We start from the raw sequence: 25,591 nt of genomic DNA on the forward strand, positions 1-25,591 counted from the left end.
GGGCAGTCTAAATTGACGTATCACTAACAACGTAAACTCGCGAGGGCGTATGAAACTCAAAACTCAGGCCTATATTCTGTCAGCCATCATTTTAACCGCGCTTTTAGCACTGACAGTAACTGGACTATGGACACTGCGCGTTGCCAGTAACTTAGACAACAAAGCCCGTGTAACCGAATTATTCAAAAGTGCCTACAGCATTTTGACTGAAGTAGAACAAATGGCGATTGAAGGCTCATTAGGTGAAGATGAAGCAAAAGCACTCGCCACTCGTCTACTTCGCAACAACATTTACAAAGACAATGAGTATGTCTACGTAGCCGATGAAAATATGATTTTCGTTGCGACGCCACTTGATCCTCAGCTGCACGGCACCAGCTTTAATGACTTTAAAGATGGCGATGGCAAAAGTGTTGGTCAATTAATCCAGCGCGAACTGGGCAACACCACTGGTCAAATCGTTGAATACACTTGGACGCAAAAACTGGAAGACGGCACCATTGAAGAAAAACTTTCCATTGCTGAGAAAACTCCACATTGGGGTTGGGTTGTAGGAACCGGCATTGGTTTCAATGAAGTGAATGCTCGCTTCTGGTCTACCGCACAATGGCAGCTAATACTCTGCTTTGCCATTGCATCCGCTATCTTTAGCGTTCTCATTGTCTCTATACGTAAAATCCTGAGTTTATTGGGTGGTGAACCACAAGACGTACTAAACGCGGTTCAAGCGGTCGCTCAGGGCGATATACAGGCTTCATTTGACAAGACGGCTCCAAAGGGCAGTATTTATGAAGCCGTACAGCAAATGAGTATCTCATTAGCTCAGCTAGTGAAAAACCTCGACAGCTCGATGATCGCTTTACGTCAGGAATTAGCCAATGTAGAGGATCGTTCCGCTTCTATCGCAGGTTTGACCGACTCGCAACAACAGTCAACGGAAATGATCGCAACAGCCATGACAGAAATGGCCTCTTCAGCGAATAACGTTGCCGACTCAGCTCGAGATACTGCAAGCAATACCGAAGAAGCCGATAAGCAGAGCCAACACACCCAGCAATTGATCCATAACACGGTGGATAATATTCAAGGCCTCGCGTCACAACTTGGTACCGCAAGCCAAGCCGTCGCAGATCTTGATAGCGACGTAAACAACATCGTGAAAGTACTTGATGTGATCGGAGATATCGCAGAACAGACCAACCTACTGGCTCTAAACGCAGCGATTGAAGCAGCACGGGCTGGCGAACAAGGCCGTGGTTTTGCTGTGGTAGCTGATGAAGTTCGTAACCTTCAATCTAGCACCAAAGAAATTCAACAAATGATCACCAACTTACAAGCTGGTTCGCGCAATGCGATTAACACGATGGAAGTGTGTGCGGAAACCAGCCAAAGTACCGTGGTTGAGTCGCAAAATGCTTCAGAGGCTCTGCAACAGATCGTTGTCGCCTTAGAATCTATCACTCAAATGAGCCACCAAATCGCAACTGCTGCTGCAGAACAAACTCAAGTTGGTGATGATATTGCCAAGCGAATTAACCTAATTGAAGAGAGCGGTAATCAGTTGGGTAATGTGGTTGCAGAGAGTCACAGCAGCACACAAAGCCTAAATACCTTGGCAAACGACTTAGAAAGTTGGGTGAGTAAGTTTACTGTTAAGCAGTAATTACAACCATAAACCATAAAAAGCACGCTTAACCGCGTGCTTTTTTTCTACCTGAGACAAAATAATATCCCCCTTGATTAGCAAGAATGCATGGCTGAACTGGCCTCACAAGCCTATATATGGCTAAAAACAGCCCATTAAGTATAGAAAAGCAACAAACGATATTTTTTTTGCATTTTAATGTTGACCTGAAAAGCGAAAAGCCGTTTAATACACCTCGTCGCCCGGATAGCTCAGTCGGTAGAGCAGAGGATTGAAAATCCTCGTGTCGGTGGTTCGATTCCGCCTCCGGGCACCACAATTTGATTGTTGGTGTCTTAGACATCAATGAAAAATAAAGAAATAGTGCGCCGACTTAGCTCAGTAGGTAGAGCAACTGACTTGTAATCAGTAGGTCACCAGTTCGACTCCGGTAGTCGGCACCATTCTTTATTTGAAAAGATAATTCCCCCTTAGTTCAGTCGGTAGAACGGCGGACTGTTAATCCGTATGTCGCAAGTTCAAGTCTTGCAGGGGGAGCCACTTTCAATTAACAAGCGAAGCTTGTTGATGAAAAACGTGCCGACTTAGCTCAGTAGGTAGAGCAACTGACTTGTAATCAGTAGGTCACCAGTTCGACTCCGGTAGTCGGCACCATCTTTTCCCCCTTAGTTCAGTCGGTAGAACGGCGGACTGTTAATCCGTATGTCGCAAGTTCAAGTCTTGCAGGGGGAGCCACATTCGAGAAAGCCTCATCATCTGATGAGGCTTTTTTTTGTCTGTCATTTGCCCTTCCCTGCTTATCGCTCGTCACGCATAGATGACTCATTACAGTAAACTGGCCAATTGTTTAATGGTCGTGAGTGTTGGCATGCTCGGCATATCGTAGTTTGCCCCCGTCGCGACAATCACCGCTTGTTTTCCTGGTAGCATCATAATGTACTGCTCACCGATACCTACCGCCGCTACTGCACCATTTACAGTTGGAACCTGCCAAAAGTGCAAACCATAACCCATATTATAGCTATGAAACTGACTGGACTTTAGTTGCTCAAACCAATGCTTAGCAACAATTTGTTGCCCCGAAAAATGCCCTTGATTAAGCCACATCAAGCCAAACTTTCCCATATCCTCCGGCGTAAGCATTAAACCCCAGTCTGCGCCAGGCTCATTGCTGCCATGCTGATTCGACCAACGATAATTTTCTATCGCTAACGGGGAAAATAGCTTCTCTTTCATGACCACAGCAAAGGGTTGACCATATACCCGCTCAATCACCTTGGACAAACCGACCGTTGAAAGGCCACTATAAGCAAAACGAGTTCCTGGCTTAAAAGCGAGATCAGTGGAGAGGAACTGCGCTAACAAATCTTTAGCCATATAATGACGCGTAAATGCATTGCCTGAACTATACGAAGCGGCAAGTTCATCCAAGGCATAACCTGTCGACATATTTAACATATCCCGCACGCTAATTTGCATCTTCTCCGCTCTATCGTTCGCTTGATACTCGGGAAATAAACTGAACACCGGCACATCCAAACTGGCGAGCTTACCTTCATCAACCGCGATGAAAATTAATGTGGCAACAAAGGATTTCGTCACCGAATGGAGATTATGTAGTTCAGAGGGCCCTACAGGCACACTAGGCCGACTTTGTGAGCCAATGCGGCCACTGCCCTGCCTATGCAGCTCAAGCACCTTATTTCCTTGCTGCCACGCAATCAAAGAGTGGATATTATTTCCTTTACCGCTTTCCACTCGCTTTTCGATAGACGCAAAACGCTCTGCACTGATCACAACCTCAACGCTGGGCTTGGAACAACCAAATAGGAATAAGCCCATCGCTAAGATAAATAACTTTTGCTTCATCTTGTTACTCTCCATTGACTTCAGGCCAATAAAACAAAAAAAGAGAACGATTTCAGCGTGCTGCTACAGATATAAAAAAAGCGTGCGACTAAGCGCACGCTTTCTCAACTCATTTTGTCACTATCATCAAACGAAGATTATTTGCTTTGGTTTAAAACCTTTACTTCGTCATTCAGTTCAGCCAGTTTTTGTTCCATTTGCTCACGACACAAATTAGCCACTTCACGCACTTGCTCTTTCTTACAGCCTTGTGTGCTCACTGGTGGTAGCATTTCAACGATAACATGGCCGTTGTTCCAACGGTTTAGTTTCACGCCTTCAGTGGAACTGCATACAATCGGCACCACATCCACGCCCGCGCCGATAGCGGTGTGAAAGGCCCCTGTTTTAAATGGCAGTAGACCACGGCCACGTGAACGAGTACCTTCCGGGAACATCCAAATAGACACATCGCTGTTTTTCATCTTGTCGATCACTTGATCAATAGTTCCCATCGCTTTACTGCGGTTACCACGATCAATCAAAATGTTACCGGTTAGCCAATACAACTGACCAAATAAAGGTAGGAAAGCCAGACTCTTTTTACCAACGGTGACGACCTTAGGCGTAACGGCAGCCGCCACAGTGAAGAGATCCCAGTTATTCTGATGGTTAGCAATGTAGACATGCTGACCACGTGTGTAGGCATCCTCTGGCATTCTAAGCTCTAACTTGATGCCAAAGACACGAGCCATCTTGCCGAACAAGCGACCGAAGGTGAACACGTGTTTTGGGTTACGTGGGCTCAGCAAACAGTAGCCGCAGCCAAAGACAAACATGACAATCGCAAATATCGCGACAGCAAAAACACGGAACAGTGCAATCATTAATGTTCTCCAAGAACATGAGAGGAAAAATTATGGCCATAATCTAACGTATCTTTTGGCCATAAAAAAGCCGAAACTAATGTTTCGGCTTACATTTGTTCGCTAAACTGTTTTATAACCGGTCTAGCTTACTTAGTTGGCTTCGCGAAAACGCTCAATATTAGCGCCCAACGCTGACAATTTATCTTCAATCTTATCGTAACCACGATCGATATGATAAATACGGTCAACAATGGTTTCGCCTTGAGCAATACAGCCAGCAATCACAAGGCTCGCAGAAGCGCGTAGGTCGGTTGCCATCACTTGAGCACCGCTCAGAGACTCAACATCACCACAGATCACTGTGTTGCCTTCGATCTCCGCTTTAGCGCCCATACGCATCAGTTCTGGCACGTGCATGAAACGGTTTTCAAAAATCGTTTCAGTGATCACGCCACCGCCTTTTGCCATTAGGTTCAACAAAGTAAACTGAGCTTGCATATCCGTCGGGAAACCAGGGTGTGGCGCCGTACGGATCGTTACCGCTTTTAGCTCACGGCCAGTCATATCAAGCGAAATCCAGTCTTCACCCGTTTCAACTTGCGCACCCGCTTCTTCCAGCTTAGCTAGCACCGCTTCTAGTAGATGTGCACGTGTATTACGACACACCACTTTGCCACCAGAAACCGCCGCAGCAACTAAGAAGGTACCCGTTTCAATACGGTCAGCAACCACAGCGTGTTTACCACCACCAAGGCGCTCAACACCTTCGATAGTAATGGTATCAGTGCCGGCACCGGTAATTTTAGCGCCAAGCGTGTTCAAGAACTCAGCGGTATCAACGATTTCAGGTTCACGTGCTGCGTTATCAAGTACGGTTTTACCTTCCGCAAGTGTCGCTGCACACATGATAGTGATAGTTGCGCCAACACTGACTTTATCCATCACGATGTGCGCACCTTTCAAGCGACCATCGACAGAGGCCTTCACATAGCCATCTTCCAGTACAATCGTTGCACCAAGTTGCTCTAGACCATGAATATGAAGGTCTACAGGGCGTGCACCGATAGCACAACCACCAGGCAGTGATACTTGACCTTGGCCAAAACGAGCGACTAGTGGACCTAGCGCCCAAATAGACGCACGCATGGTCTTAACCAAGTCATAAGGCGCACAATATTCATTGATGCTGCTTGGGTCCACGTGCACAGAACCATTACGCTCTACTTTCGCACCTAAGCGCTTAAGCAGTTCCATTGTGGTATCAATGTCACGTAAGTGAGGGACATTAGTCACTTCAACTGGCTCTTCCGCCAAAATTGAAGCAAAAAGAATTGGTAGGGCGGCGTTCTTCGCACCAGAGATAGTGACTTCACCAACTAGGGGCTTGTTAGAACCTGTTACTCTAAATTTTTCCATTACTAAACCTTACAGTGACATCAACTTCTTATCGCGAGCCCATTCAGTCGGCGTGTATGCCTTGATGGAAAGCGCGTGGATGTCATTTCTTTGGATATATTCCATGAGTGGCGCATAAATGGTTTGTTGTTTCTTAACGCGGTTCATTCCCTCGAAACAAGCATCAACAGCGATCACTTCGTAGTGGCTACCCTCGCCCTTCACGTGTAGTTCTTCTAGGTTTAGTGCTTCGTTTAAAATCTGTTGTACTTTTGCGCTATCCACAATTTACCTCTAATTAATCTTTATGTGCTCAGCAATGTGTTTTTCAACATTACTCAGTGCCAGCAAAGTGCTGAGTTGCTTAGGCACGAAGCTGAGCATTATATGACAGTTTTGTTTTTTTGCATGCTCTAATAGGTGGATGAGCATCACCATTCCCGCCGAATCCACTCTCTCAACCTCAGAAAGATCCAGTTCCAGAGTCGATTGTTGTAGATGGCAAGCTTTGAGTTGCTTCCACAACATCGGTACGGTATCACGGTTCAATAACCCGTTAAGTTTAGCAACATTGTCATCAACACGCTGATATTGCTCATGCGCTATCATTTTTGTGCCTCAAAACGGATCGGTTGAGCGGCTAGCCCATCAAGCTCTTTTGCCACCGCTAAGATGCCATCTTGACGTAATTTACCGCTCCATTCTGATTGTTTACTTGAAAGTAAACTAATACCTTCAGCAATCATATCAAACACTTTCCATTCACCGGTTTTCTTATCTTTACGTAATTTGAATTCCAGTTGAATATTCGGACGAGGCGCATCAACAATATCGACCTTTACGCTCGTAATGGTCTTACTTGGATCAATCTTCAACTCCGGACCAAATTCGATTTCTTGGTCGGTATATTGCGTCAACACTTGAGCATAAGAGGCAATTAAGTAAGAGCGGAATGCAATGATAAACTGATTTACATCGGCACGGTCAGCGCCTTTCAAGTTTGAACCAAGTAGCTTCAATGCCGCATATTTGTAATTCACGTAAGGCATCAACTCTTCTTCCACAATCACTTTTAGGTGGTTAGGATCTTGTTTAATGATGCTTTGTTCTGCTTTCAAACGTTCAAAAGCCATACTACCCACTTGTTCCATCATTGGGTAAGGCTGTGTTTTGTCGATTTGCGCACTCATCGCACTAACTGGCAGCAATAGAGCACAAATCGTTAATAGCATTTTTTTCAACATTACTTCTCTCCAGAATCAGAGCCGCCGCCAACGCTATACAGCACTTGGCCAATAAGATCTTCTAACACCAAAGCAGATTTGGTGTCCTCAATATAATCGCCATCCACCAGCATTTGTTCATCATCAAACACAAAACCCGGAGTTAAACCGATGTACTGTTCACCAATCAAGCCAGAGGTAAGAATCTGCACGCTCGAGGTTTCAGGGAACTGCTGGTATTGACTACTCACCGCCATACCAACTACCGGTAATAGCGATTCAGGATTCAAAGTGATCGACGTTACGCGACCAACTACCACACCTCCGACTTTCACAGGAGAGCGCACTTTCAAGCTACCAATGTTATCGAATTCGGCATTTAAGCTGTAAGTATCGTTCGAACCGATGCCTTTTACGTCAGCGACTTGAAAAATCATAATCAAGACTGCGCAAATTCCCGCCAAGATGAAGCTACCTACCCATAATTCTGTTTTACGTGTCTGTTGCATGTTTAGTTCCCGAACATCAATGCGGTCAGTACGAAGTCTAGTCCAAGTACTGCCAAAGAAGAGTGTACTACCGTGCGAGTGGTTGCACGGCTGATGCCTTCCGAAGTAGGAATTGCATCGTATCCATTAAATAAAGCTATCCAAGTCACGGTGATGGCAAAGACAAAACTTTTGATAAAGCTGTTGCCAATATCCTGACCCAGTTCAACTGAAGACTGCATTGCCGACCAGAAACTACCGTGATCGATGCCTTTCCAGTCTACTCCGACCAACTGACCGCCCCAGATCCCGACAGCCATGAAAATCATCGTCAACAGCGGCATAGAAATAACCCCAGCCCAAAAACGTGGTGCAATCACACGTTTCAGCGGGTCGACAGCCATCATCTCCATGGAAGAAAGTTGTTCTGTTGCTTTCATCAAGCCAATTTCAGCCGTCAATGCAGAGCCAGCCCTACCGGCAAACAATAACGCCGTCACAACCGGGCCTAATTCACGCAATAACGACAGCGCAACCATTTGACCTAATGCACCTTCAGCTCCGAAATCAATCAGAATGACATAACCCTGCAGGCTCAATACCATGCCAATAAACAGACCAGATAAAATAATGATCAGCAAAGATTGAACGCCAACGCTATACAACTGCTTAATTAACAACGGTGCATTTTTGATCGGATGAGGTCTGGCTGCTAGTGCGCCAAATAGCATCAAGCTAGCACGACCAACGGCGGCACTAAACCCCATCGCGCGTCGGCCTAGAGAAGCTATAAAATCGAGAAAATTAGCTATCATTGAAACAGGTCCTCGCCAATCGGTTTTGCCGGATAACGAAATGGCACCGGGCCATCGGCATCGCCTACTAGGAATTGTTGAACTTGAGGATCAGGATTGGCTCTTAACTCATCAGGTGTACCACTCGCAATGACTTGACCATTAGCAAGAATATAAACCCAATCAGCAATACTCATGACTTCAGGGACATCATGAGAAACCACAATAGCAGTAATTGCTAAGGCTTGATTAAGATTACGAATTAGCTCCACCAGCACGCCCATGGTGATCGGGTCTTGGCCGACGAAAGGTTCGTCAAACATGATAAGTTCTGGATCTAAAGCAATCGAACGCGCTAAGGCAGCACGTCTCGCCATACCGCCAGAAAGTTCACTTGGCATGAGCTCAGCGGCACCACGTAAACCTACCGCTTCCAGTTTTAACAATACCAGAGTACGTAGCAACTCTTCATCTAGTTGAGTGTGCTCTCTCAACGGGAAAGCAACGTTATCGAAAACGTTAAGATCGGTGAAAAGCGCCCCCGATTGAAAAAGCATACTCATGCGTTTTCTTTCTTGGTAGAGCTTGCGGCGACTTAATGCAGGGATATTCAAACCATCAAATAAAACCTCTCCACTGTCGGGAGAAATTTGCCCGCCAATCAGGCGTAACAAAGTCGTTTTACCAATCCCTGATGGCCCCATAATGGCAGTTACTTTGCCTTTGGGAACATGGAGGCTTACGTTATCAAAAATCTTCCTATCTCCACGTGAGAAGGAGAGATTGTTGACCGTAACCAAATCAGTTGATGACATTAGATACTCGTCGTCAGAATCCTTTATATAATGCGCAATCATAAGCAGATTAATGGCGAATTTAAAGCACTGTTCAATTAAATGTGAAGCACTTAAATCACGTTCTTACATTCAGAGCACATATCGAATTACAAACTGAGCGGTAAATAATTGAATGTTCAGCTTCCATTTTACCCCCCAACACGTCAAAATTGGCGGTTAAATTGTTCAGTTTGTAGATAAGTTAGGATATATCATGATCGAAGCCGTTGCGTTTCTTATTGTTGGTCTCATTTTTTTGGTATGGAGTGCCGACAAACTGGTTTATGGCTCTGCAGCCCTAGCGCGCAACTTCGGTATTTCTCCGCTGGTGATTGGTATGACAATCTTAGCGATGGGCTCTTCAGCCCCAGAAATGATGGTATCCGCGACAGCGGCTCTTGATGGCAAAACCGATACAGCCGTAGGTAACGTTATTGGTTCAAACATCGCTAACATTGCGTTGATCCTTGGTATTACCGCCATGATCAAGCCACTGTCGATAAGCTCCCCTGTTCTGCGCCGCGAACTGCCCCTAATGATTGGTGTCACTCTGATTGCAGGCGCCATCTTATGGGATAACCACCTTGGCTTCTACGAAGGTGTACTGCTGCTAGGGCTATTCGTTATCTTTATCCTAGCCATGCTACGTATTAGCCGCAAAGAACAGCCAAATGGTGATGTGCTACTTGAAGAACAAGAGCAAGACGTTCCTGAGGGTGTAGACAACAAAATTGCCTTAATGTGGGTGGTTATCGGTTTAATTATTTTACCTATCGCTGCTGACACACTCGTAGATAGCTCTGTTGTCATTGCAAAATATTTTGGCATGAGCGATCTGGTTATCGGTCTAACGATTATCGCGGTAGGCACCAGCTTACCTGAATTAGCCGCTTCGGTAGCTGGCGTGATGAAAGGCGAAGATGACATGGCCGTCGGTAACATTATCGGCTCAAATGTATTTAACATACTTGCGGTAATGGGGATTCCCGGCATTCTTAATCCTTCAATTCTAAGTGAGCTCGTCATGGGCCGTGATTTTTGGGTCATGCTGGCAGTTTCACTCCTGCTGGTTGTCATGGCGCTGGGCAAATCGCGTAGCATCAATCGTTTTGAAGGCGCATTCCTTGTGGTCGTATTTATTGCGTACCAGAGCTACCTTGTTATCAATATGAACGCGTAATTGTTCGCTGGAGATTGTGATGTTTGATTATCGCGCTGCCGCATTAGAAGTGCTTAATATTGAAGTTGAAGCACTAAAGCAACTCGACCAATATTTTGACGATAGTTTTGTGCAAGCTTGTGAAACCATTTTGGCGAATAAGCATGGCAAAGTAGTGATCATGGGCATGGGTAAATCGGGCCATATTGGCAACAAGATTGCAGCGTCTCTTGCCAGCACTGGCACATCAGCCTTTTTTGTCCACCCGGGAGAAGCCGCCCATGGTGACCTAGGTATGATTGAACCTGGTGATATCGTTTTGGCGATTTCAAACTCGGGTGAATCGGGTGAAATATTATCGCTATTTCCGGTATTAAAGCGTTTAAAAATAACCATCATTAGCATGACAGGTAAGCCTGCATCTAATATGGCGAAATTGGCCGATATCCATCTGCAAATCACCGTACCAAAAGAAGCTTGTCCGCTCGGCTTAGCACCGACCTCAAGCACTACAGCAACACTGGTTATGGGTGACGCATTGGCAGTTGCCCTACTCCAAGCGCGCGGCTTTACCGCGGAAGATTTCGCCCTCTCGCACCCAGGTGGCGCGCTAGGTCGTAAACTCTTGCTAAAATTATCAGACATCATGCACACCGGCGATGCACTACCATTAGTATCACCACAAACCTTAGTGCGTAATGCCTTGCTGGAAATAACACAAAAAGGTCTCGGCATGACGGCAGTTGTTGACCAAGATAAACAACTACTGGGCATTTTTACCGATGGCGACCTACGCCGAATTTTAGACAAACGCATCGATATTCATAGCGCTCTTATCAGCGAAGTGATGACCAAAAACCCGACGGTTGCCAATCCAAACATGTTGGCGGCAGAAGGTGTAAACTTGATGCAAGAGAAAAGCATTAATGGATTGCTGCTTTGTGAAAACAACACTGTCGTCGGCGCATTGAATATGCACGATCTACTCAAAGCTGGAGTCATGTAATGACTGCGAAAGTCTCCACCTTATATGGTGAAGTTGAAGCGAATATTTTCGCCATTGCTAAACAGATTAAACTATTGATCTGCGATGTTGATGGGGTTTTCTCTGACGGCCTAATCTACATGGGTAACCAAGGCGAAGAACTCAAAACTTTCCACACCCGTGATGGGTACGGCGTAAAGTCTTTGATGAACGCTGGCATTGAAATTGCCATCATTACTGGACGCCAATCGCAGATCGTAGAAAACCGCATGAAAGCACTCGGTATCGAACTGATCTATCAAGGCCAAGACGATAAAGTCGCTGCCTATAACGATATTTGCCAACGCTTAAACATTACCCCAGAGCAAACTGGCTATATCGGCGATGACCTGATTGATTGGCCAGTAATGGAAAAAGTGGCGCTTAAAGTGTGTGTCGCTGACGGACATCCTCTGCTTGCTCAACGAGCAAATTACGTGACAACCATTAAAGGTGGCCATGGTGCAGTACGTGAAGTCTGCGATTTAATTCTCCAAGCTCGTGACGAATTAGATGTACACAAAGGTCTAAGTATATGAGTGTGTCTCGTATCGGTTATTTACTATTGCTCATCATTATTGCCACGTCTGGCTACTATTTGATGACGAATAAAGCCAGTTACGACATTCAGGTAAAGCCCGACGTAGAGCTTCCACTCTTTACTGGCCATGACCTAACCAATACCTCATACAATGAGCAAGGTGTTCGCAGCTACGTGATCATCTCAACCGAATTGGACAACTACGCCAGCAGTGGTGATACCATTTTTGATAAACCAATCTTAAAAGTTTACTTAAATGGTGATGTTCAAGAATGGGAGATCACAGCAGAACGCGGTGTATTGACCAAAGACCACGTACTGACTTTAGAAAGCAATGTGTTAGGTAAAAATTTATTACCTGACTCCGGATTTGACACATTATCAACTGACATAATGCATATTCAGTTGGATAATCGAGATTTTTGGGCGGATAACCAAGTTACGTTAATTGGCCCTCAATTTGAGACGGTTGGTCAAGCGATGAAAGGTAACTTCGCTGACAACACCGCAATACTTTACAATCATGTACAAGGCAGATATGAAACTCTCACACCTTAGTTTAATTGCCTGTTTGTTCGCTGCAACACAGGCCATGGCATTGTCGACTGATCAAGATCAGCCTGTATACATTGATTCAGACAGTCAACACCTTGATATGCAAAGCAACCAAGTGACCTTCCTTGGTGATGTAAAGCTCAAGCAAGGCAGTATTAACATCAATGCTGATAAAATTATCGTCACACGTAATAAAACGGATGGCTCAATCAACAAGATTGATGGCTATGGCAATTTGGCAACATTTTCTCAGCTAACTGACGATGGCAAGACCCTATATGGCGAAGCGAAAGAACTGCACTACGAAGTAAGTAATGATCAGCTCACTATGATTGATAACGCAATGCTGGCTCAAGATGACAGCGAAATTCGCGGTAATCATATTCGCTACCACATTTCATCTCAAAAGCTGGTTGCTGATGGTAAGCAAAAAGGCGATCGCGTATCGACCGTACTTCAACCTCAAGCAGTACAAGAATAATTATGGCGATTCTAAAAGCAGAACACTTAGCTAAAAGCTATAAAAATCGTAAAGTGGTCTCTGACGTAAGCTTGCAAGTAGAGTCAGGTCAAATCGTTGGCCTACTCGGTCCTAACGGAGCTGGTAAAACAACGTCTTTCTACATGATTGTAGGCCTTGTCGCTCGCGATGAAGGCATCATCAGCATAGATGGGCAAGATATCAGTATCTTACCAATGCACAGTCGTTCGCGAATGGGGATTGGTTACTTACCACAAGAAGCGTCAATCTTCCGTAAGTTATCGGTTCAAGACAATATCATGGCGGTGCTAGAAACCCGTGAAGAGCTGACACGCGAAGAGCGTCAAGATAAGTTGGAAGATTTATTAGAAGAATTCCACATTCAGCACATTCGTGAAAGTGCAGGTATGGCACTATCAGGGGGCGAGCGTCGACGAGTGGAGATTGCACGCGCACTTGCCGCTAACCCGCAGTTTATCTTACTGGATGAACCTTTCGCTGGTGTCGATCCAATTTCGGTTATCGATATCAAGAAAATCATTGTCCATCTTCGTGATCGAGGCCTTGGTGTTTTGATCACTGACCACAACGTTCGCGAAACGCTTGATGTATGTGAGAAAGCCTACATTGTAAGCCAAGGACACTTAATTGCAGAAGGGACACCAGAAGACGTGCTTAACAACGAGCAGGTGAAACAAGTTTATCTTGGTGAGCAATTCCGACTATGATTATTAAAAAGTCTGTAGAACTTTAAAAGGCGCGTATTACTGAATGAAACCCTCATTACAACTCAAGCTAGGTCAACAGTTGGCGATGACGCCACAGTTACAACAAGCCATTCGCTTGTTGCAACTGTCTACATTAGATCTTCAACAAGAGATACAAGAAGCCTTGGACTCAAACCCACTTTTGGAAGTAGAGGAAGGCAATGAAGAACTGGCCACCAGCGATGATAAAAACCGTAATGAGGAAAAAGAAAACAGTGCGGACGCAAATGACGTCGAACAGCAAGACAGCTCAGAGCTGATCGAAAAATCAGAAATCAGCTCTGAACTTGAAATAGACACGACTTGGGATGATGTTTACAGCGCAAATACTGGCAGTACTGGCATCGCGATGGATGACGACGCACCGATTTATCAAGGTGAAACCACCGAATCTTTGTACGATTATTTGATTTGGCAGTTAGATCTGACGCCCTTTAGTGAGCTTGATAGAACCATTGCCCTTGCACTGATTGATGCGATAGATGATTACGGCTATCTCACCGTCTCTCTAGCGGAAATTCTTGAAAACTTTGACCACGAAGAGGTCGAAATTGAAGAAATTGAAGCAGTACGTAAACGAATTCAACAGTTTGACCCGCTCGGCGTTGCCTCTATTAATCTACAAGACTGCTTGCTGCTTCAGCTAGCAACTTACCCCGAAGACACCCCTTGGCTTAATGAAGCAAAACTGGTGCTCACCGATCATATTGATCAACTTGGCAATCGCGATTACAAGTTGATCATTAAAGAGACTAAGCTTAAAGAAACGGAACTTAGGGACGTCTTAAAACTTATCCAACAATTGGACCCTCGTCCCGGCAGTCGTATCTCGATCGAACACGCAGAATACGTAATTCCCGATGTCTCTGTGTTTAAAGAACACGGTAAATGGATGGTTACGATTAACCCTGATGCCATTCCGCGCTTAAAAGTAAACCAGCAATACGCCGCTCTTGGTAAAGGCAGTAGTCCAGATAGCCAATACATTCGCTCTAATTTACAAGAGGCAAAGTGGCTAATTAAAAGCTTGGAAAGCAGAAACGAGACACTGCTCAAAGTTGCCAAGTGTATTGTTGAACATCAGAGAAATTTCTTTGAGTATGGCGAAGAAGCCATGAAGCCAATGGTACTCAATGATGTCGCTCTCGCAGTGGATATGCATGAGTCAACCATCTCTCGTGTCACGACGCAGAAGTACATGCACACACCACGCGGTATATTTGAATTGAAGTACTTTTTCTCTAGCCACGTCAGTACTGACAATGGTGGAGAATGCTCTTCAACTGCAATTCGTGCTTTAATTAAAAAGCTCGTCGCTGCAGAAAACAGTGCTAAGCCACTTAGCGATAGCAAAATTGCAGCTCTACTCGCTGACCAAGGGATTCAGGTCGCTAGACGAACAATAGCTAAATACCGAGAATCTTTGGGCATTGCCCCTTCAAGTCAGCGTAAACGCCTACTTTAAGGCAACAACCGAGAAGGAAAGCCTATGCAAATCAATATTACTGGCCACCACGTTGATCTTACCGACTCAATGCAAGACTACGTAAATGAAAAGTTTCAAAAGCTGGAGCGTTTTTTCGACCACATCAACAGTGTTCAAGTGGTATTAAAAGTTGAAAAACTCCAGCAAATCGCAGAAGCTACCCTTCACATTAATCAAGGCGAAATTCATGCTTCAGCAAATGAAGAAAGCATGTACGCCGCTATCGACTCTCTGACCGATAAACTGGTTAGACAGCTCAATAAGCACAAAGAAAAACTACATAATCATTAACTATGCAACTTAGCGAAATTCTAACCTTGGACTGCACTAAAAGTGCAGTCCAGTGCACCAGCAAAAAACGCGCTCTTGAGATGATCAGTGAAATCGTCGCAGAGCATACCGGACAAAATTCAACCGAACTTTTTGAATGCATGCTTAGCCGCGAAAAAATGGGCAGTACTGGCATTGGAAATGGAATAGCCATTCCCCATGCTCGTATGCAATCAAGCGATAAAGCCGTGGCCGTACTTTTACAATGTGAAAGCCCAATAGAATTTGATGCTATTGATAACCGCCCCGTTGACGTTCTCTTTGCCTTGCTCGTTCCCGATGCACAATGCAAAGAACATCTAAAAACTCTTTCGTGTATGGCTGAACGTCTTAATGACAAGTTGATCCTCAAGCAACTTCGCAAAGCGCAGTCGGATCAAGAGCTGTATGACATTATGATCAACAGGTAGTCGTTGTTATGCGTTTAATTGTAGTAAGTGGCCAATCTGGTGCTGGTAAAAGCGTTGCTCTGCGAGTGCTGGAAGACTTAGGTTACTATTGTGTCGATAACCTTCCGGTGAACCTGTTAGACGTCTTTGTTCAATCGATTCAAGGCAGCAAACAAAATGTGGCAGTGAGTATTGATATACGTAACCTGCCAGAAGAACCGACCTTGGTTAACGATGTACTGCAAAAGCTAAAAAAAGACACCGATGTTAGCGTCTTATTTCTTGATGCTAACAAAGACACTTTGCTTAAACGCTATAGCGAAACACGCCGTATCCACCCTCTCTCATTGGCACATGAAAGCACTTCGCTTGAGCAAGCGATCGAAAAAGAAAAAAGCATTCTATCGCCGCTCAAAGAACATGCCGACCTTATTATCGACAGCAGCAACCAATCTTTGCATGAGCTAAGCGAAAATGTACGTCGTCGAGTAGAAGGTCGTGAGCGCAAAGACTTAGTGATGGTTTTCCAATCATTTGGTTTTAAGTATGGCCTGCCGAGTGATGCTGACTATGTTTTTGATGTGCGATTTCTGCCAAATCCACACTGGGAACCTGATTTGCGCCCGCTCACAGGGCTCGATGCACCAATAAAATCCTACTTAGAAAGCCATCAAGAAGTGATTGAGCTAAAACTCCAAGTACAAAAATTTATTGAGTGCTGGCTACCAATGCTAGAAAAAAACAATCGTAGCTATCTCACGGTCGCCATCGGCTGTACTGGCGGTAAACACCGCTCTGTTTACCTAACCCAGCAAATTGGCGAATATTTTGCTGAGCTTGGGCATCAAGTTCAAATCCGCCACACTTCGCTCGAGAAAAACCTACAGGATTAATTCATGCCGCAAGAGAGTAAAACCGTCCTAATTGAAAATCGACTTGGGCTTCATGCTCGTGCGGCTGTTAAACTTGTTGAACTTGCTCAATCATTCAATGCCATACTGACCATTCAAAATCATGATGGCAAACTTGCAACGGCCGACAGTGTCATGGGCTTACTCATGCTCGAATCTGCGCAAGGTGAACACGTGACAATTCACGCAGAAGGCGATGACGCAGGTGAGGCATTGACGGCAGTCTGCCAGTTAATTGAGCATAAATTTGACGAAGATGAGTAACCCTTCACCTACACTCAGTACAACAACTGTTCACTTATCGGCAGATAATTGAGTTTTCTTAACACTAACTTATTAAACAAGCAGTTAAATTAAGTTACTATTCAACGCATTGTAACCATATAGAGTCAGGGGGAATCGATGGCCGAGCAAATAGAGTTTGATCAAGCTCACCAAGCCCTCCAAGAAGTCACAGATGCCCTAGAAAATGGCCGTTTCGTCCATGTCCGCCGTCAGTTGCAAGACATGGAACCGGAAGATATTGCTCATCTTTTAGAAGCCTCTCCGCGTAAAAGCCGTGAAGTTCTTTGGCAACTTACCGATCCAGAAGATTATGGTGAAATCCTCGATGAATTAAGCGAGGATGTTAAGGATGATCTCGTCTCACGCATGGCACCAGAGATGCTGGCCGAGGCGACGGAAGGCATGGACACCGATGACGTAGCTTACGTCTTGCGTAGTCTACCTGATGATGTTTCTCGTGAAGTCCTCTCTCAGATGGACGTTGAAGATCGCCAACGCGTTGAAACAGCCCTTTCATACACCGAAGACACCGCTGGTAGTTTGATGAATACCGACGTTATCACTATCCGTGGTGATGTCGATATTGACGTTGTTTTACGCTATCTGCGCATGCGTGGTGAACTACCGGATGCCACCGACGCCCTGTATGTCATCGATGAAGAGAATCGTCTGATCGGTGAACTTTCATTGACGGCAATCTTAACCACACAACCTGATGTCAAAGTCTCGGATGTGATGGAAGATGCAGATGACGCGATTGAAGTCACGATGAAAGATTCCGATGTCGCTAGCTTGTTTGAACGTCGTAACTGGGTTTCCGCTCCGGTAATTGATGAAAATCAACACCTCGTTGGTCGTATTACTATCGATGATGTAGTTGACGTTATCCGTGAGGATGCCGAACACTCAATGATGAGTATGGCGGGTCTAGACGATGACGAAGATACCTTTGCTCCAGTGGTAAAATCAGCGCGTAAACGTAGTGTTTGGCTCGGTGCGAATGTACTTGCAGCCCTTGCTGCGGCCTCTGTTTCCAACATGTTTGAAGCCACATTAGATCAAATGGCGGCCATTGCAGTCTTAATGACTATCGTACCTTCTATGGGTGGGGTTGCGGGTAACCAAACCGTTGCACTAGTCATTCGCGGCTTAGCATTAGGCCACATCGGTGACTCAAACAAACGTGAGCTATTAATTAAAGAAGCCGCGATCGGCTTTCTCAACGGCATCATGTGGGCGTTAATCATTGGTGGTATTGTAGTTGCTTGGAAAGGTAACTGGATACTAGGTGGCATTATTTCTGCAGCCATGATGACCAACTTACTGGTCGCTGGTATTGCCGGGGTAACCATCCCTATTATGCTGAAGAAAATGAATATCGACCCTGCGTTAGCGGGTGGTATGGCACTAACGACCGTTACGGATGTGATTGGCCTATCGGTGTTCTTGGGCTTGGCGACGATTTTTATTTAACGCGTCCACACCAATATCCCAATAAAAAAGCACAGCTTCAAGCTGTGCTTTTTGTTTTCATCTCACCAAAAGATGGTAGTTAATTCATATTTGGCCCAAGCCACTTTTCGGCTTCTAGCATATCCCAACCTTTTCGGTCGGCATAACTTTCAGCCTGATCTTGCTGAATTTGTGCAATAGCAAAATAGCGTGAATCAGGATGCGAGAAATACCAACCAGACACCGCTGCACCAGGCCACATTGCATAGCTGCTGGTCAAAGACATCTCTATATTTTCTTCAACATTTAGCAGCTCCCACAGCGACCCTTTTTCGGTATGCTCAGGACACGCAGGGTAACCTGGTGCAGGGCGAATACCTTGGTATTTTTCACGAATCAAATCATCGTTAGAAAGCGCTTCATCGCTTGAATAGCCCCAAATTTCTTTACGCACTTTTTCATGCAAATATTCAGCAAACGCTTCAGCTAAACGATCGGCTACCGCTTGAATCATGATGGCATTGTAATCATCGCCGTCAGCTTTGTATTGATCGGCTAACTCTCTTTCACCAATCCCCCCAGTGACTGCAAACGCGCCAATCCAATCGAGCTTGCCACTCTCTTTGGGTGCAATGTAATCAGATAAACAGTAGTTAAATCCTTTTGGCTTTTCTGTTTGTTGACGTAAGTTATACAGCACCTTCGCCACCTCTGTACGAGACTCATCAGTGTAAACTTCAATATCGTCCCCAACACTGGCTGCTGGTAGTAGTGCGCACATACCACGCGCCTCAAGCAATTTTTCGCGCTCCACACGGTCAAGCAAATCATTCGCATCTTTAAATAAACGCTGTGCTTCTTCCCCCACTTCTTCGTGATCCAAAATGGCAGGGTATTTACCGACTAAAGACCAAGTCATAAAGAATGGTGTCCAATCGATATATTGACGCAGGGTGGCAATATCAAATTCTTTAAAGATATGTACCCCCGGCTTTGCTGGCGCAGGAGGCGTATAATTAGCCCAGTCAATAGCGACTTTATTGGCCCGTGCTCTTTCAAGAGTCACAGGACGAGTTCGTGGTTTCTTACGACGATGCTGATCCCTAACCACTTCATAATCGGCATCCAGCTTCTCGACAAAGGCTGGGTAAAGTTCTTTGGACAGTAGCGAGGTACACACCCCTACCGCGCGTGACGCATTATTCACGTACACAACTGGCTTATGGTAGTTCTGCTCAATTTTCACTGCAGTGTGCGCTTTAGAGGTCGTGGCTCCCCCTATCAGCAATGGCAACTCGAAACCTTGTCGTTCCATCTCTTTAGCAACGTGCACCATCTCATCAAGTGAAGGAGTGATCAGGCCAGATAAGCCGATAATATCAACGTTTTCTTCTTTAGCTACCTTAAGAATTTTTTCACACGGCACCATAACGCCAAGATCAATGATCTCGTAGTTATTACATTGCAGTACAACACCAACAATGTTCTTACCAATGTCATGTACATCGCCTTTCACCGTAGCGAGTAAAATTTTACCATTGGTCGAGCCGACCTCTTTGGAAGCATTAATAAAAGGCTCTAAGTGAGCAACCGCCTGCTTCATTACTCGTGCAGATTTCACCACTTGCGGGAGGAACATTTTACCCTCACCAAACAAGTCACCCACCACGTTCATGCCATCCATTAATGGACCTTCAATTACTTCGATAGGCCGAGCTGCATTCACTCTCGCTTCTTCGGTATCTTCGACGATGAACTCCGTAATACCTTTCACCAAAGAATGCTCTAAACGCTTCTCAACTGGCCATGTACGCCATTCCAGTGCCGACGTATCTTCGACCTTACCTACGGCCTTATCAAGATACTCCTGAGCAATATCTAACAGACGTTCAGTTGAATCATCACGGCGGTTAAGCACAACGTCTTCAACCGCTTCACGGAGAGTTTCCGGGACGTTGTCGTAAATCTCAAGTTGGCCGGCATTAACAATGCCCATATCCATACCATTTTTAAAACAATGGTAAAGGAATACCGCATGGATCGCTTCGCGCACATAGTTGTTACCACGGAAGGAAAAGGAGACATTAGAAACACCCCCTGAAATCATTGCGTGTGGCAGTTCGCGTTTGATATCAGCAACGGCTTCAATAAAGTCGACCGCGTAGTTGTTGTGCTCGTCAATCCCCGTTGCAACAGCAAAAATATTCGGGTCAAAGATAATATCCTCTGGAGGGAATCCCACTTCGTCGACCAAAATACGATACGCGTTGGTACAGATTTCCAGTTTGCGTTCACGAGTTTCGGCCTGACCCACTTCGTCAAACGCCATAACAATAATCGCAGCACCATAGCGACGCACCAGTTTAGCCTGCGCAATAAACTTCTCTTTGCCTTCTTTGAGCGAGATGGAGTTAACGATGCCTTTACCTTGAATACACTTCAAACCGGCCTCGATAACTTCCCACTTAGAGGAGTCGACCATGATTGGTACTTTAGATATTTCAGGCTCAGAAGCACATAAGTTAAGGAATCGAACCATACAAGCTTCGGCATCGATCATGCCTTCGTCCATATTGATATCGATGATCTGCGCACCATTTTCCACTTGTTGGCGAGCCACATCGAGTGCTTCTTCGTAAAGCTCTTCTTTAATCAAACGCTTGAAACGTGCCGAGCCAGTCACGTTGGTTCGTTCACCCACATTTAAGAACAGTGTCTCTTTTTCAATGGTTAAAGGCTCTAATCCTGATAAACGACAAGCAACTGGCAAGTCAGGCAATATTCTTGGCTGCATCCCCTCAACGGCTAGCGCCATTTGGCGAATATGCTCTGGCGTGGTTCCACAACAGCCACCAATGAGATTTAAATAGCCGCTTTGCGCCCACTCTTTCACATGCTCAGCCATATCATCTGGCGATAAATCATATTCGCCAAAGGCATTCGGTAAACCGGCATTTGGATGCACAGAGACGAACGTTTCTGAGATACGCGACAACTCAACCACATAAGGACGCAGTTCATCAGGCCCCAGCGCACAGTTCAGGCCAAAGGAAATCGGTTTAACGTGACGAAGAGAATTGTAGAAGGCTTCTGTCGTTTGCCCCGAAAGGGTGCGTCCAGAAGCATCGGTAATGGTGCCAGAAATCATCACTGGAAGAGAGTAACCCAACTCCTCAAACACAGTTTCAACCGCGAATGCACACGCTTTGGCGTTCAGTGTGTCAAAAATGGTTTCCAGTAAGATAAGATCAGCACCACCACGAATTAACGCATGAGTTGATTCTGAGTAGGCAACCACAAGTTCATCAAAGCTAACATTACGATAGCCGGGGTCATTTACATCTGGTGATATAGAACAAGTTCGATTGGTTGGACCCAATACTCCGGCGACAAAGCGGGGCTTACTCGGTGTTTTTGCCGTCCATTCATCTGCCGCCTCACGTGCTAGCTTTGCCGCCGCAAAGTTAATTTCCGCACTGAGGTTTTCCATGTCGTAATCGGCCATGGCGATGGTGGTCGCATTAAATGTATTGGTTTCAAGGATGTCAGCCCCCGCTTCTAGGTAGTCGAGGTGGATATCCTTGATTAATTTTGGCTGTGATAACACCAACAGATCATTGTTTCCTTTAAGGTCACAATGCCAATCAGCAAATCGCTCTCCGCGATATTCTTGCTCTTCTAGTTTGTAGTCTTGAATCATGGTGCCCATGCCACCATCAATCAATAAGATACGCTGCTTCAATTGCGCTTCGATCTGTTGTCTTATTTTGCTTCCCACAGTACAGCCTCATTCCTTTGTGTATGTCACCATCCTAACACACAATCAAAAGGAGTCTAGACGTCTAAAACACTTAATCCCTGACAGAGGCATGACGAAATAATATTTGCCATTTACTCATCTTAGGCACAGAATTCTTATTCACAATTTGTCACACAAGAGTTCCAATATGTCCGTCTACTATACTCTTTGTTTTTTATCTGCTGCTGCAATGCTGATTGCCTTTGTAAACAGTAAGATCGGGAAAATGCAAACCACCATAGCGATAACCGCTGGCTCCATGATGTTGTCTCTCCTCATCTTGATCGCTGGCCAGAATGATTGGTTTCAGTTGACGGAAATTGCGACCCACACCATGTCGAGTATTAACTTCGAAGATTTTCTTTTAAAAGGAATCTTAGGTTTCTTGCTCTTTGCCGGAGGCCTTGGGATTAAATTACCAAACCTCAAAGATCAAAAATGGGAGATCACTGTACTCGCACTCGGCGCGACGCTCTTCTCCACCTTCTTTATAGGCTATGCCCTATTTGGTTTTTGCCAACTCATAGGGATTAAATTTGACCTCATTTATTGCTTACTGTTTGGTGCGCTTATTTCGCCAACCGATCCCATCGCCGTTCTTGCCATTGTAAAAAAACTCAATGCGCCTAAACGCATTTCAACTCAAATCGAAGGTGAGTCTTTATTCAACGATGGTTTTGGCTTGGTCATTTTCGTGACGATATATACGATTGCATTTGGCAATGAAGCCCCAACAGTCAGCAGCGTTACGATGCTATTTATTCAAGAGGCTATCGGTGGCATCGCCTATGGTTTGCTACTTGGTCTAGTATTCCATTATCTAATCAGTGCCACAGACGATCACTCGATGGAGCTGTTGCTTACCATTGGTGTACCAACGGCTGGCTACGCACTTGCAGATGTGCTCCATGTTTCGGGTCCACTTGCTATGGTTGTTTCAGGAATTATGATTGGCAACTGGACGCGCTATATCGGCTTTTCAAAAGAGAGTGAAGATCATCTTGATCACTTTTGGGAGTTAGTGGATGAATTTTTCAATGGCGTACTATTTTTGCTGATCGGTATGTCGATGCTGTTATTCAAATTCCATCAAGAAGATTTCATTCTCATGGCATTTGCTATTCCATTAGTATTAACTGGGCGCTTCCTCAGCGTATTTTGCTCTTATATCGGCTTTAAACGCTATCGAACCTATAATCCTTGGTCTATCCCTATCTTAACTTGGGGTGGCTTGCGTGGTGGCTTAGCGCTCGCCATGGCACTATCGATCCCGGCGGGTATTTGGGTGATCCCTGAAAAACAAATCGACGTGAGAGAAATCATTTTGGTGATGACCTACGCTGTCGTGGTTTTTTCCATCCTGATCCAAGGTTCAACGATTACACCCATGATAGAGAAAGCGAAAAAAGCGGAAAACAAGATCAACTCTTAGCCCGCACCTGAAACAGAAAAGGCAGCCTCGGCTGCCTTTTTTAATCAACATCTCACTCAAAATCGCTTTGGGATCATCGTAACCCAAAAGCTACTGGAATGATTAACGATCCACTTTTCCCGCTACAGGCTTAACTTTACCTGCCTGCTGTTCATTCCAAGCTCGGCGAACACGCATAGTAATAAAACCTAATAATGCCGTAGCAAAAGTGATCACTGGTGCAGCCATTAGTGCCATCGTAACCAATTTGCTAATGTGTTCTGGTAATAACGGTAACAACATACCAAATGAACAAAGCAATAAGGTCCACAGAATTGCACTCAACCAAGCGAAGTAATGGAACTTACTCACCTTGTTTGCTCGCATGCCCATCATCAGGGGTAGTAAAGAGCGAACAACAGGGACAAAACGAGCACAGAATAGAGCAACCAAACCATGCTTACCCAATAGCATGTCTACTTGCTGTAAACGCTTTTGTGGTACCGCATTAACCCACCCTTGGACTTTCGGCAAACGATTTAGCCAACGTCCTTGAACATAAGCGGCCCAGCTTCCAGTCGCAGCACAAGTCGCAATGATCACAAGAACTAGGAATGGGTCGAGTACTCCAACGGCAGCCAAAGTACCAGATAGCACCACTACGCTATCACAAGGGAATGGGGCAGCAGGAATAAAACCACTCTCTAAAAAGATCAGTGCACCAACCACAAAATACACCATGGCAGCGCTGCCTGGCGTCATTAACGTCGCAAAGTCTTGATGCCAAAGCGCCATCAAGACCGAAATAATTGAATCCAACATTTTATCACCTCATAAACGGAACAGATTTACATTAACCAATCTGCACATCATTTCGACTATGTATAAAACGGTAGATCAAATTGGACTCGTAATGCTGTTTTACTCGATAACCCGTTATGCCAATAGATTCATCTATAGCCTGAGATAACGTCCTAGCAACTAATGTACTCAGTGTGTCTGTACTTGGTAAACCGTAACTAAGCTGATTATGTCGGTCAGCAGGTTTATTGAGATAACGGGCAATTAAATAGTAATGGCGATTTTTATGATTTGGAGTTGTAAGCTGGCGTGATATTTGATGCTCTGAAGGCAACTGAAGTTGAAAAGCTTCAGCGATAAATTGAGGATCGCGAGGCAATAGCTGTTCTTCCGTCGCATTTGCAAGCAACAGAACTAAACAAGCAGCTGAGAAAAAACCTCTCACTCGCAACATCCTACTCCACATCAATTTCTGCAGCACTGAAACTACAAAACTATAAACTCTATGTGGGTTTTAGCCTCAGTTGCCAACAAGTGCAATAGCGATTAACTATCGTTACCATAAATTAAATAAAACACATTCATAAGGTGAGGAATTGGCAGTAAAAACCTCAAATCATAGGAGATAATCGGTAGGGATATACAACAGTAACAAAGAGTAAATCAGTCGCTCGATATAACGCAAAGACGCGTAACTGAATTACGTTTATTGATGCGTTGAGACTAAATATAGCTGCCCATCCCACCCTGATGATATGAATCCCCTTAGGATCTGATAGAACCTATTCGAGTCACTAAGATCGTCTTAATTTTGTTTAGATATAAAAACGCCCCGCTACTCCTAGCAGAGTTTTCTCAAAGTGGTCGCTACATTAACGGAACTTCCAGTAACCTTGGAAATGATACGCCTCCCGTAGTTACACCCCGCTAAGCTCTCCAATAAAAAATCTAACCAACTGAACTGCCATCACTTCTATTTTCTACAGACGTAAATAAGTGGCGGAGTGGATGGGATCTCTAATATCCTAGAAAGCAACACGCCCCCGGCGTGACAGGCCGCTAAGCTCTCCAATAAAAAGCCTAACCAACTGAACTGCCATCA

Annotated in this window: 26 protein-coding genes and 5 tRNA genes; 19 read left to right on the forward strand and 12 right to left on the reverse strand. The window is 45.0% G+C overall.

What is annotated here, in order from left to right:
* The first annotated feature begins 49 nt into the window (after window positions 1–49).
* The 6 genes from RH85_RS14970 (at window position 50) to RH85_RS14995 (ending at window position 2,380) form a co-directional block, all read left to right on the forward strand.
* Entirely contained in the window at window positions 50–1,663 is a 1,614-nt protein-coding gene (locus RH85_RS14970) for a methyl-accepting chemotaxis protein (RefSeq protein WP_006713545.1), read from the forward strand.
* 222 nt (window positions 1,664–1,885) lie between these two features.
* A tRNA-Phe gene (locus RH85_RS14975) sits at window positions 1,886–1,961 on the forward strand.
* 51 nt (window positions 1,962–2,012) lie between these two features.
* Window positions 2,013–2,088, forward strand: a tRNA-Thr gene (locus RH85_RS14980).
* A 21-nt stretch (window positions 2,089–2,109) separates the two neighbouring features.
* Window positions 2,110–2,185 (forward strand) — tRNA-Asn (locus RH85_RS14985).
* Between the two features lie 38 nt (window positions 2,186–2,223).
* A tRNA-Thr gene (locus RH85_RS14990) sits at window positions 2,224–2,299 on the forward strand.
* Between the two features lie 5 nt (window positions 2,300–2,304).
* Window positions 2,305–2,380: transfer RNA gene (locus tag RH85_RS14995), tRNA-Asn, on the forward strand.
* Window positions 2,381–2,470: 90 nt separating this feature from the next.
* Here RH85_RS14995 and RH85_RS15000 read toward each other — a convergent pair.
* The 9 genes from RH85_RS15000 to mlaF all read right to left on the reverse strand — a co-directional run bounded on the left by RH85_RS15000 (window position 2,471) and on the right by mlaF (window position 9,077).
* A complete protein-coding gene (locus RH85_RS15000) occupies window positions 2,471–3,514 on the reverse strand; it encodes a serine hydrolase domain-containing protein (protein ID WP_006713546.1) in 1,044 nt (347 codons plus the stop codon).
* Between the two features lie 137 nt (window positions 3,515–3,651).
* On the reverse strand, window positions 3,652–4,380 hold the full coding sequence (locus RH85_RS15005; protein WP_006713547.1) for a 1-acylglycerol-3-phosphate O-acyltransferase: 729 nt from the start codon (window positions 4,378–4,380) through the stop codon (window positions 3,652–3,654).
* A gap of 132 nt (window positions 4,381–4,512) precedes the next feature.
* Window positions 4,513–5,778: a UDP-N-acetylglucosamine 1-carboxyvinyltransferase gene (gene murA / locus RH85_RS15010; protein ID WP_006713548.1), complete on the reverse strand. Its 1,266-nt coding sequence runs from the start codon at window positions 5,776–5,778 to the stop codon at window positions 4,513–4,515.
* A 9-nt stretch (window positions 5,779–5,787) separates the two neighbouring features.
* Window positions 5,788–6,042 (reverse strand): BolA family iron metabolism protein IbaG, encoded by a 255-nt coding sequence (ibaG, locus tag RH85_RS15015; protein ID WP_006713549.1) that lies wholly within the window; start codon window positions 6,040–6,042, stop codon window positions 5,788–5,790.
* A 9-nt stretch (window positions 6,043–6,051) separates the two neighbouring features.
* Entirely contained in the window at window positions 6,052–6,366 is a 315-nt protein-coding gene (locus RH85_RS15020; RefSeq protein WP_006713550.1) for an STAS domain-containing protein, read from the reverse strand.
* Window positions 6,363–7,001: an MlaC/ttg2D family ABC transporter substrate-binding protein gene (locus RH85_RS15025; protein ID WP_006713551.1), complete on the reverse strand. Its 639-nt coding sequence runs from the start codon at window positions 6,999–7,001 to the stop codon at window positions 6,363–6,365. The genes RH85_RS15020 and RH85_RS15025 overlap by 4 nt, the downstream gene beginning before the upstream one ends.
* Window positions 7,001–7,489 carry an outer membrane lipid asymmetry maintenance protein MlaD gene (gene mlaD, locus RH85_RS15030; RefSeq protein WP_006713552.1) on the reverse strand — a complete coding sequence of 163 codons (489 nt, stop codon included), beginning with the start codon at window positions 7,487–7,489 and terminating at the stop codon, window positions 7,001–7,003. Before mlaD ends, RH85_RS15025 begins: the two co-directional genes overlap by 1 nt.
* A 2-nt stretch (window positions 7,490–7,491) precedes the next feature.
* Window positions 7,492–8,283: a lipid asymmetry maintenance ABC transporter permease subunit MlaE gene (mlaE, locus tag RH85_RS15035; protein ID WP_006713553.1), complete on the reverse strand. Its 792-nt coding sequence runs from the start codon at window positions 8,281–8,283 to the stop codon at window positions 7,492–7,494.
* Window positions 8,280–9,077, reverse strand: coding sequence for a phospholipid ABC transporter ATP-binding protein MlaF (gene mlaF, locus RH85_RS15040; RefSeq protein WP_006713554.1), 798 nt, complete (start codon window positions 9,075–9,077; stop codon window positions 8,280–8,282). The genes mlaE and mlaF overlap by 4 nt, the downstream gene beginning before the upstream one ends.
* 235 nt (window positions 9,078–9,312) lie before the next feature.
* Between mlaF and RH85_RS15045 the strand changes: the two genes are divergently transcribed.
* The 12 genes from RH85_RS15045 (at window position 9,313) to mgtE (ending at window position 18,499) form a co-directional block, all read left to right on the forward strand.
* Window positions 9,313–10,278 carry a calcium/sodium antiporter gene (locus tag RH85_RS15045; RefSeq protein ID WP_006713555.1) on the forward strand — a complete coding sequence of 322 codons (966 nt, stop codon included), beginning with the start codon at window positions 9,313–9,315 and terminating at the stop codon, window positions 10,276–10,278.
* A 19-nt stretch (window positions 10,279–10,297) separates the two neighbouring features.
* Window positions 10,298–11,263 carry a KpsF/GutQ family sugar-phosphate isomerase gene (locus RH85_RS15050; RefSeq protein ID WP_006713556.1) on the forward strand — a complete coding sequence of 322 codons (966 nt, stop codon included), beginning with the start codon at window positions 10,298–10,300 and terminating at the stop codon, window positions 11,261–11,263.
* Window positions 11,263–11,820, forward strand: coding sequence for a 3-deoxy-manno-octulosonate-8-phosphatase KdsC (gene kdsC, locus RH85_RS15055; protein WP_006713557.1), 558 nt, complete (start codon window positions 11,263–11,265; stop codon window positions 11,818–11,820). Before RH85_RS15050 ends, kdsC begins: the two co-directional genes overlap by 1 nt.
* Window positions 11,817–12,380 (forward strand): LPS export ABC transporter periplasmic protein LptC, encoded by a 564-nt coding sequence (gene lptC / locus RH85_RS15060; RefSeq protein ID WP_006713558.1) that lies wholly within the window; start codon window positions 11,817–11,819, stop codon window positions 12,378–12,380. Before kdsC ends, lptC begins: the two co-directional genes overlap by 4 nt.
* Window positions 12,361–12,858, forward strand: coding sequence for a lipopolysaccharide transport periplasmic protein LptA (gene lptA / locus RH85_RS15065; RefSeq protein ID WP_006713559.1), 498 nt, complete (start codon window positions 12,361–12,363; stop codon window positions 12,856–12,858). Before lptC ends, lptA begins: the two co-directional genes overlap by 20 nt.
* Window positions 12,859–12,860: 2 nt before the next feature.
* Window positions 12,861–13,586: an LPS export ABC transporter ATP-binding protein gene (lptB, locus tag RH85_RS15070; protein WP_006713560.1), complete on the forward strand. Its 726-nt coding sequence runs from the start codon at window positions 12,861–12,863 to the stop codon at window positions 13,584–13,586.
* A gap of 43 nt (window positions 13,587–13,629) precedes the next feature.
* Complete coding sequence (locus RH85_RS15075) at window positions 13,630–15,090, forward strand: RNA polymerase factor sigma-54 (RefSeq protein ID WP_006713561.1); 1,461 nt, start codon at window positions 13,630–13,632, stop codon at window positions 15,088–15,090.
* Between the two features lie 24 nt (window positions 15,091–15,114).
* Window positions 15,115–15,402 carry a ribosome hibernation promoting factor gene (gene hpf, locus RH85_RS15080; protein ID WP_006713562.1) on the forward strand — a complete coding sequence of 96 codons (288 nt, stop codon included), beginning with the start codon at window positions 15,115–15,117 and terminating at the stop codon, window positions 15,400–15,402.
* 2 nt (window positions 15,403–15,404) lie between these two features.
* Window positions 15,405–15,851, forward strand: a complete 447-nt coding sequence (gene ptsN / locus RH85_RS15085) for a PTS IIA-like nitrogen regulatory protein PtsN (protein WP_006713563.1) — start codon at window positions 15,405–15,407, stop codon at window positions 15,849–15,851.
* Window positions 15,852–15,859: 8 nt separating this feature from the next.
* On the forward strand, window positions 15,860–16,723 hold the full coding sequence (gene rapZ / locus RH85_RS15090) for an RNase adapter RapZ (RefSeq protein WP_006713564.1): 864 nt from the start codon (window positions 15,860–15,862) through the stop codon (window positions 16,721–16,723).
* Window positions 16,724–16,726: 3 nt separating this feature from the next.
* On the forward strand, window positions 16,727–17,005 hold the full coding sequence (locus RH85_RS15095) for an HPr family phosphocarrier protein (protein ID WP_006713565.1): 279 nt from the start codon (window positions 16,727–16,729) through the stop codon (window positions 17,003–17,005).
* A gap of 138 nt (window positions 17,006–17,143) precedes the next feature.
* Entirely contained in the window at window positions 17,144–18,499 is a 1,356-nt protein-coding gene (gene mgtE / locus RH85_RS15100) for a magnesium transporter (protein WP_006713566.1), read from the forward strand.
* 79 nt (window positions 18,500–18,578) lie between these two features.
* Here mgtE and metH read toward each other — a convergent pair whose 3' ends face one another.
* The gene (gene metH / locus RH85_RS15105) at window positions 18,579–22,256 is read right to left on the reverse strand and encodes a methionine synthase (RefSeq protein WP_006713567.1); all 3,678 of its coding nucleotides are present in this window, start codon (window positions 22,254–22,256) and stop codon (window positions 18,579–18,581) included.
* Between the two features lie 169 nt (window positions 22,257–22,425).
* On the opposite strand from metH, the gene RH85_RS15110 reads away from it, so the two are divergent.
* Window positions 22,426–23,709 carry a cation:proton antiporter gene (locus RH85_RS15110; RefSeq protein WP_006713568.1) on the forward strand — a complete coding sequence of 428 codons (1,284 nt, stop codon included), beginning with the start codon at window positions 22,426–22,428 and terminating at the stop codon, window positions 23,707–23,709.
* Window positions 23,710–23,811: 102 nt separating this feature from the next.
* Here RH85_RS15110 and RH85_RS15115 read toward each other — a convergent pair whose 3' ends face one another.
* On the reverse strand, window positions 23,812–24,510 hold the full coding sequence (locus tag RH85_RS15115) for a DedA family protein (RefSeq protein WP_006713569.1): 699 nt from the start codon (window positions 24,508–24,510) through the stop codon (window positions 23,812–23,814).
* A gap of 31 nt (window positions 24,511–24,541) precedes the next feature.
* Entirely contained in the window at window positions 24,542–24,943 is a 402-nt protein-coding gene (locus tag RH85_RS15120; RefSeq protein WP_006713570.1) for a hypothetical protein, read from the reverse strand.
* Window positions 24,944–25,591: the final 648 nt, after the last annotated feature.

This window comes from Vibrio ichthyoenteri ATCC 700023, assembly GCF_000222605.1.
GTDB classification, from domain to species: Bacteria; Pseudomonadota; Gammaproteobacteria; order Enterobacterales; family Vibrionaceae; genus Vibrio; species Vibrio ichthyoenteri.

Bases quoted from the DNA above. Each gene is read 5' to 3' on its own strand.
- RH85_RS15025 (WP_006713551.1), bottom strand. From the start codon at position 7,001: ATGTTGAAAAAAATGCTATTAACGATTTGTGCTCTATTGCTGCCAGTT.
- RH85_RS15120 (WP_006713570.1), bottom strand. From the start codon at position 24,943: ATGTTGCGAGTGAGAGGTTTTTTCTCAGCTGCTTGTTTAGTTCTGTTG.
- murA (WP_006713548.1), bottom strand. From the start codon at position 5,778: ATGGAAAAATTTAGAGTAACAGGTTCTAACAAGCCCCTAGTTGGTGAA.
- hpf (WP_006713562.1), top strand. From the start codon at position 15,115: ATGCAAATCAATATTACTGGCCACCACGTTGATCTTACCGACTCAATG.
- RH85_RS15020 (WP_006713550.1), bottom strand. From the start codon at position 6,366: ATGATAGCGCATGAGCAATATCAGCGTGTTGATGACAATGTTGCTAAA.
- lptC (WP_006713558.1), top strand. From the start codon at position 11,817: ATGAGTGTGTCTCGTATCGGTTATTTACTATTGCTCATCATTATTGCC.
- RH85_RS15045 (WP_006713555.1), top strand. From the start codon at position 9,313: ATGATCGAAGCCGTTGCGTTTCTTATTGTTGGTCTCATTTTTTTGGTA.
- rapZ (WP_006713564.1), top strand. From the start codon at position 15,860: ATGCGTTTAATTGTAGTAAGTGGCCAATCTGGTGCTGGTAAAAGCGTT.
- lptB (WP_006713560.1), top strand. From the start codon at position 12,861: ATGGCGATTCTAAAAGCAGAACACTTAGCTAAAAGCTATAAAAATCGT.
- mlaF (WP_006713554.1), bottom strand. From the start codon at position 9,077: ATGTCATCAACTGATTTGGTTACGGTCAACAATCTCTCCTTCTCACGT.
- ptsN (WP_006713563.1), top strand. From the start codon at position 15,405: ATGCAACTTAGCGAAATTCTAACCTTGGACTGCACTAAAAGTGCAGTC.
- RH85_RS15005 (WP_006713547.1), bottom strand. From the start codon at position 4,380: ATGATTGCACTGTTCCGTGTTTTTGCTGTCGCGATATTTGCGATTGTC.
- kdsC (WP_006713557.1), top strand. From the start codon at position 11,263: ATGACTGCGAAAGTCTCCACCTTATATGGTGAAGTTGAAGCGAATATT.
- RH85_RS15050 (WP_006713556.1), top strand. From the start codon at position 10,298: ATGTTTGATTATCGCGCTGCCGCATTAGAAGTGCTTAATATTGAAGTT.
- lptA (WP_006713559.1), top strand. From the start codon at position 12,361: ATGAAACTCTCACACCTTAGTTTAATTGCCTGTTTGTTCGCTGCAACA.
- RH85_RS15115 (WP_006713569.1), bottom strand. From the start codon at position 24,510: ATGTTGGATTCAATTATTTCGGTCTTGATGGCGCTTTGGCATCAAGAC.
- mlaD (WP_006713552.1), bottom strand. From the start codon at position 7,489: ATGCAACAGACACGTAAAACAGAATTATGGGTAGGTAGCTTCATCTTG.
- RH85_RS15095 (WP_006713565.1), top strand. From the start codon at position 16,727: ATGCCGCAAGAGAGTAAAACCGTCCTAATTGAAAATCGACTTGGGCTT.
- RH85_RS14970 (WP_006713545.1), top strand. From the start codon at position 50: ATGAAACTCAAAACTCAGGCCTATATTCTGTCAGCCATCATTTTAACC.
- RH85_RS15110 (WP_006713568.1), top strand. From the start codon at position 22,426: ATGTCCGTCTACTATACTCTTTGTTTTTTATCTGCTGCTGCAATGCTG.
- RH85_RS15000 (WP_006713546.1), bottom strand. From the start codon at position 3,514: ATGAAGCAAAAGTTATTTATCTTAGCGATGGGCTTATTCCTATTTGGT.
- RH85_RS15075 (WP_006713561.1), top strand. From the start codon at position 13,630: ATGAAACCCTCATTACAACTCAAGCTAGGTCAACAGTTGGCGATGACG.
- mlaE (WP_006713553.1), bottom strand. From the start codon at position 8,283: ATGATAGCTAATTTTCTCGATTTTATAGCTTCTCTAGGCCGACGCGCG.
- mgtE (WP_006713566.1), top strand. From the start codon at position 17,144: ATGGCCGAGCAAATAGAGTTTGATCAAGCTCACCAAGCCCTCCAAGAA.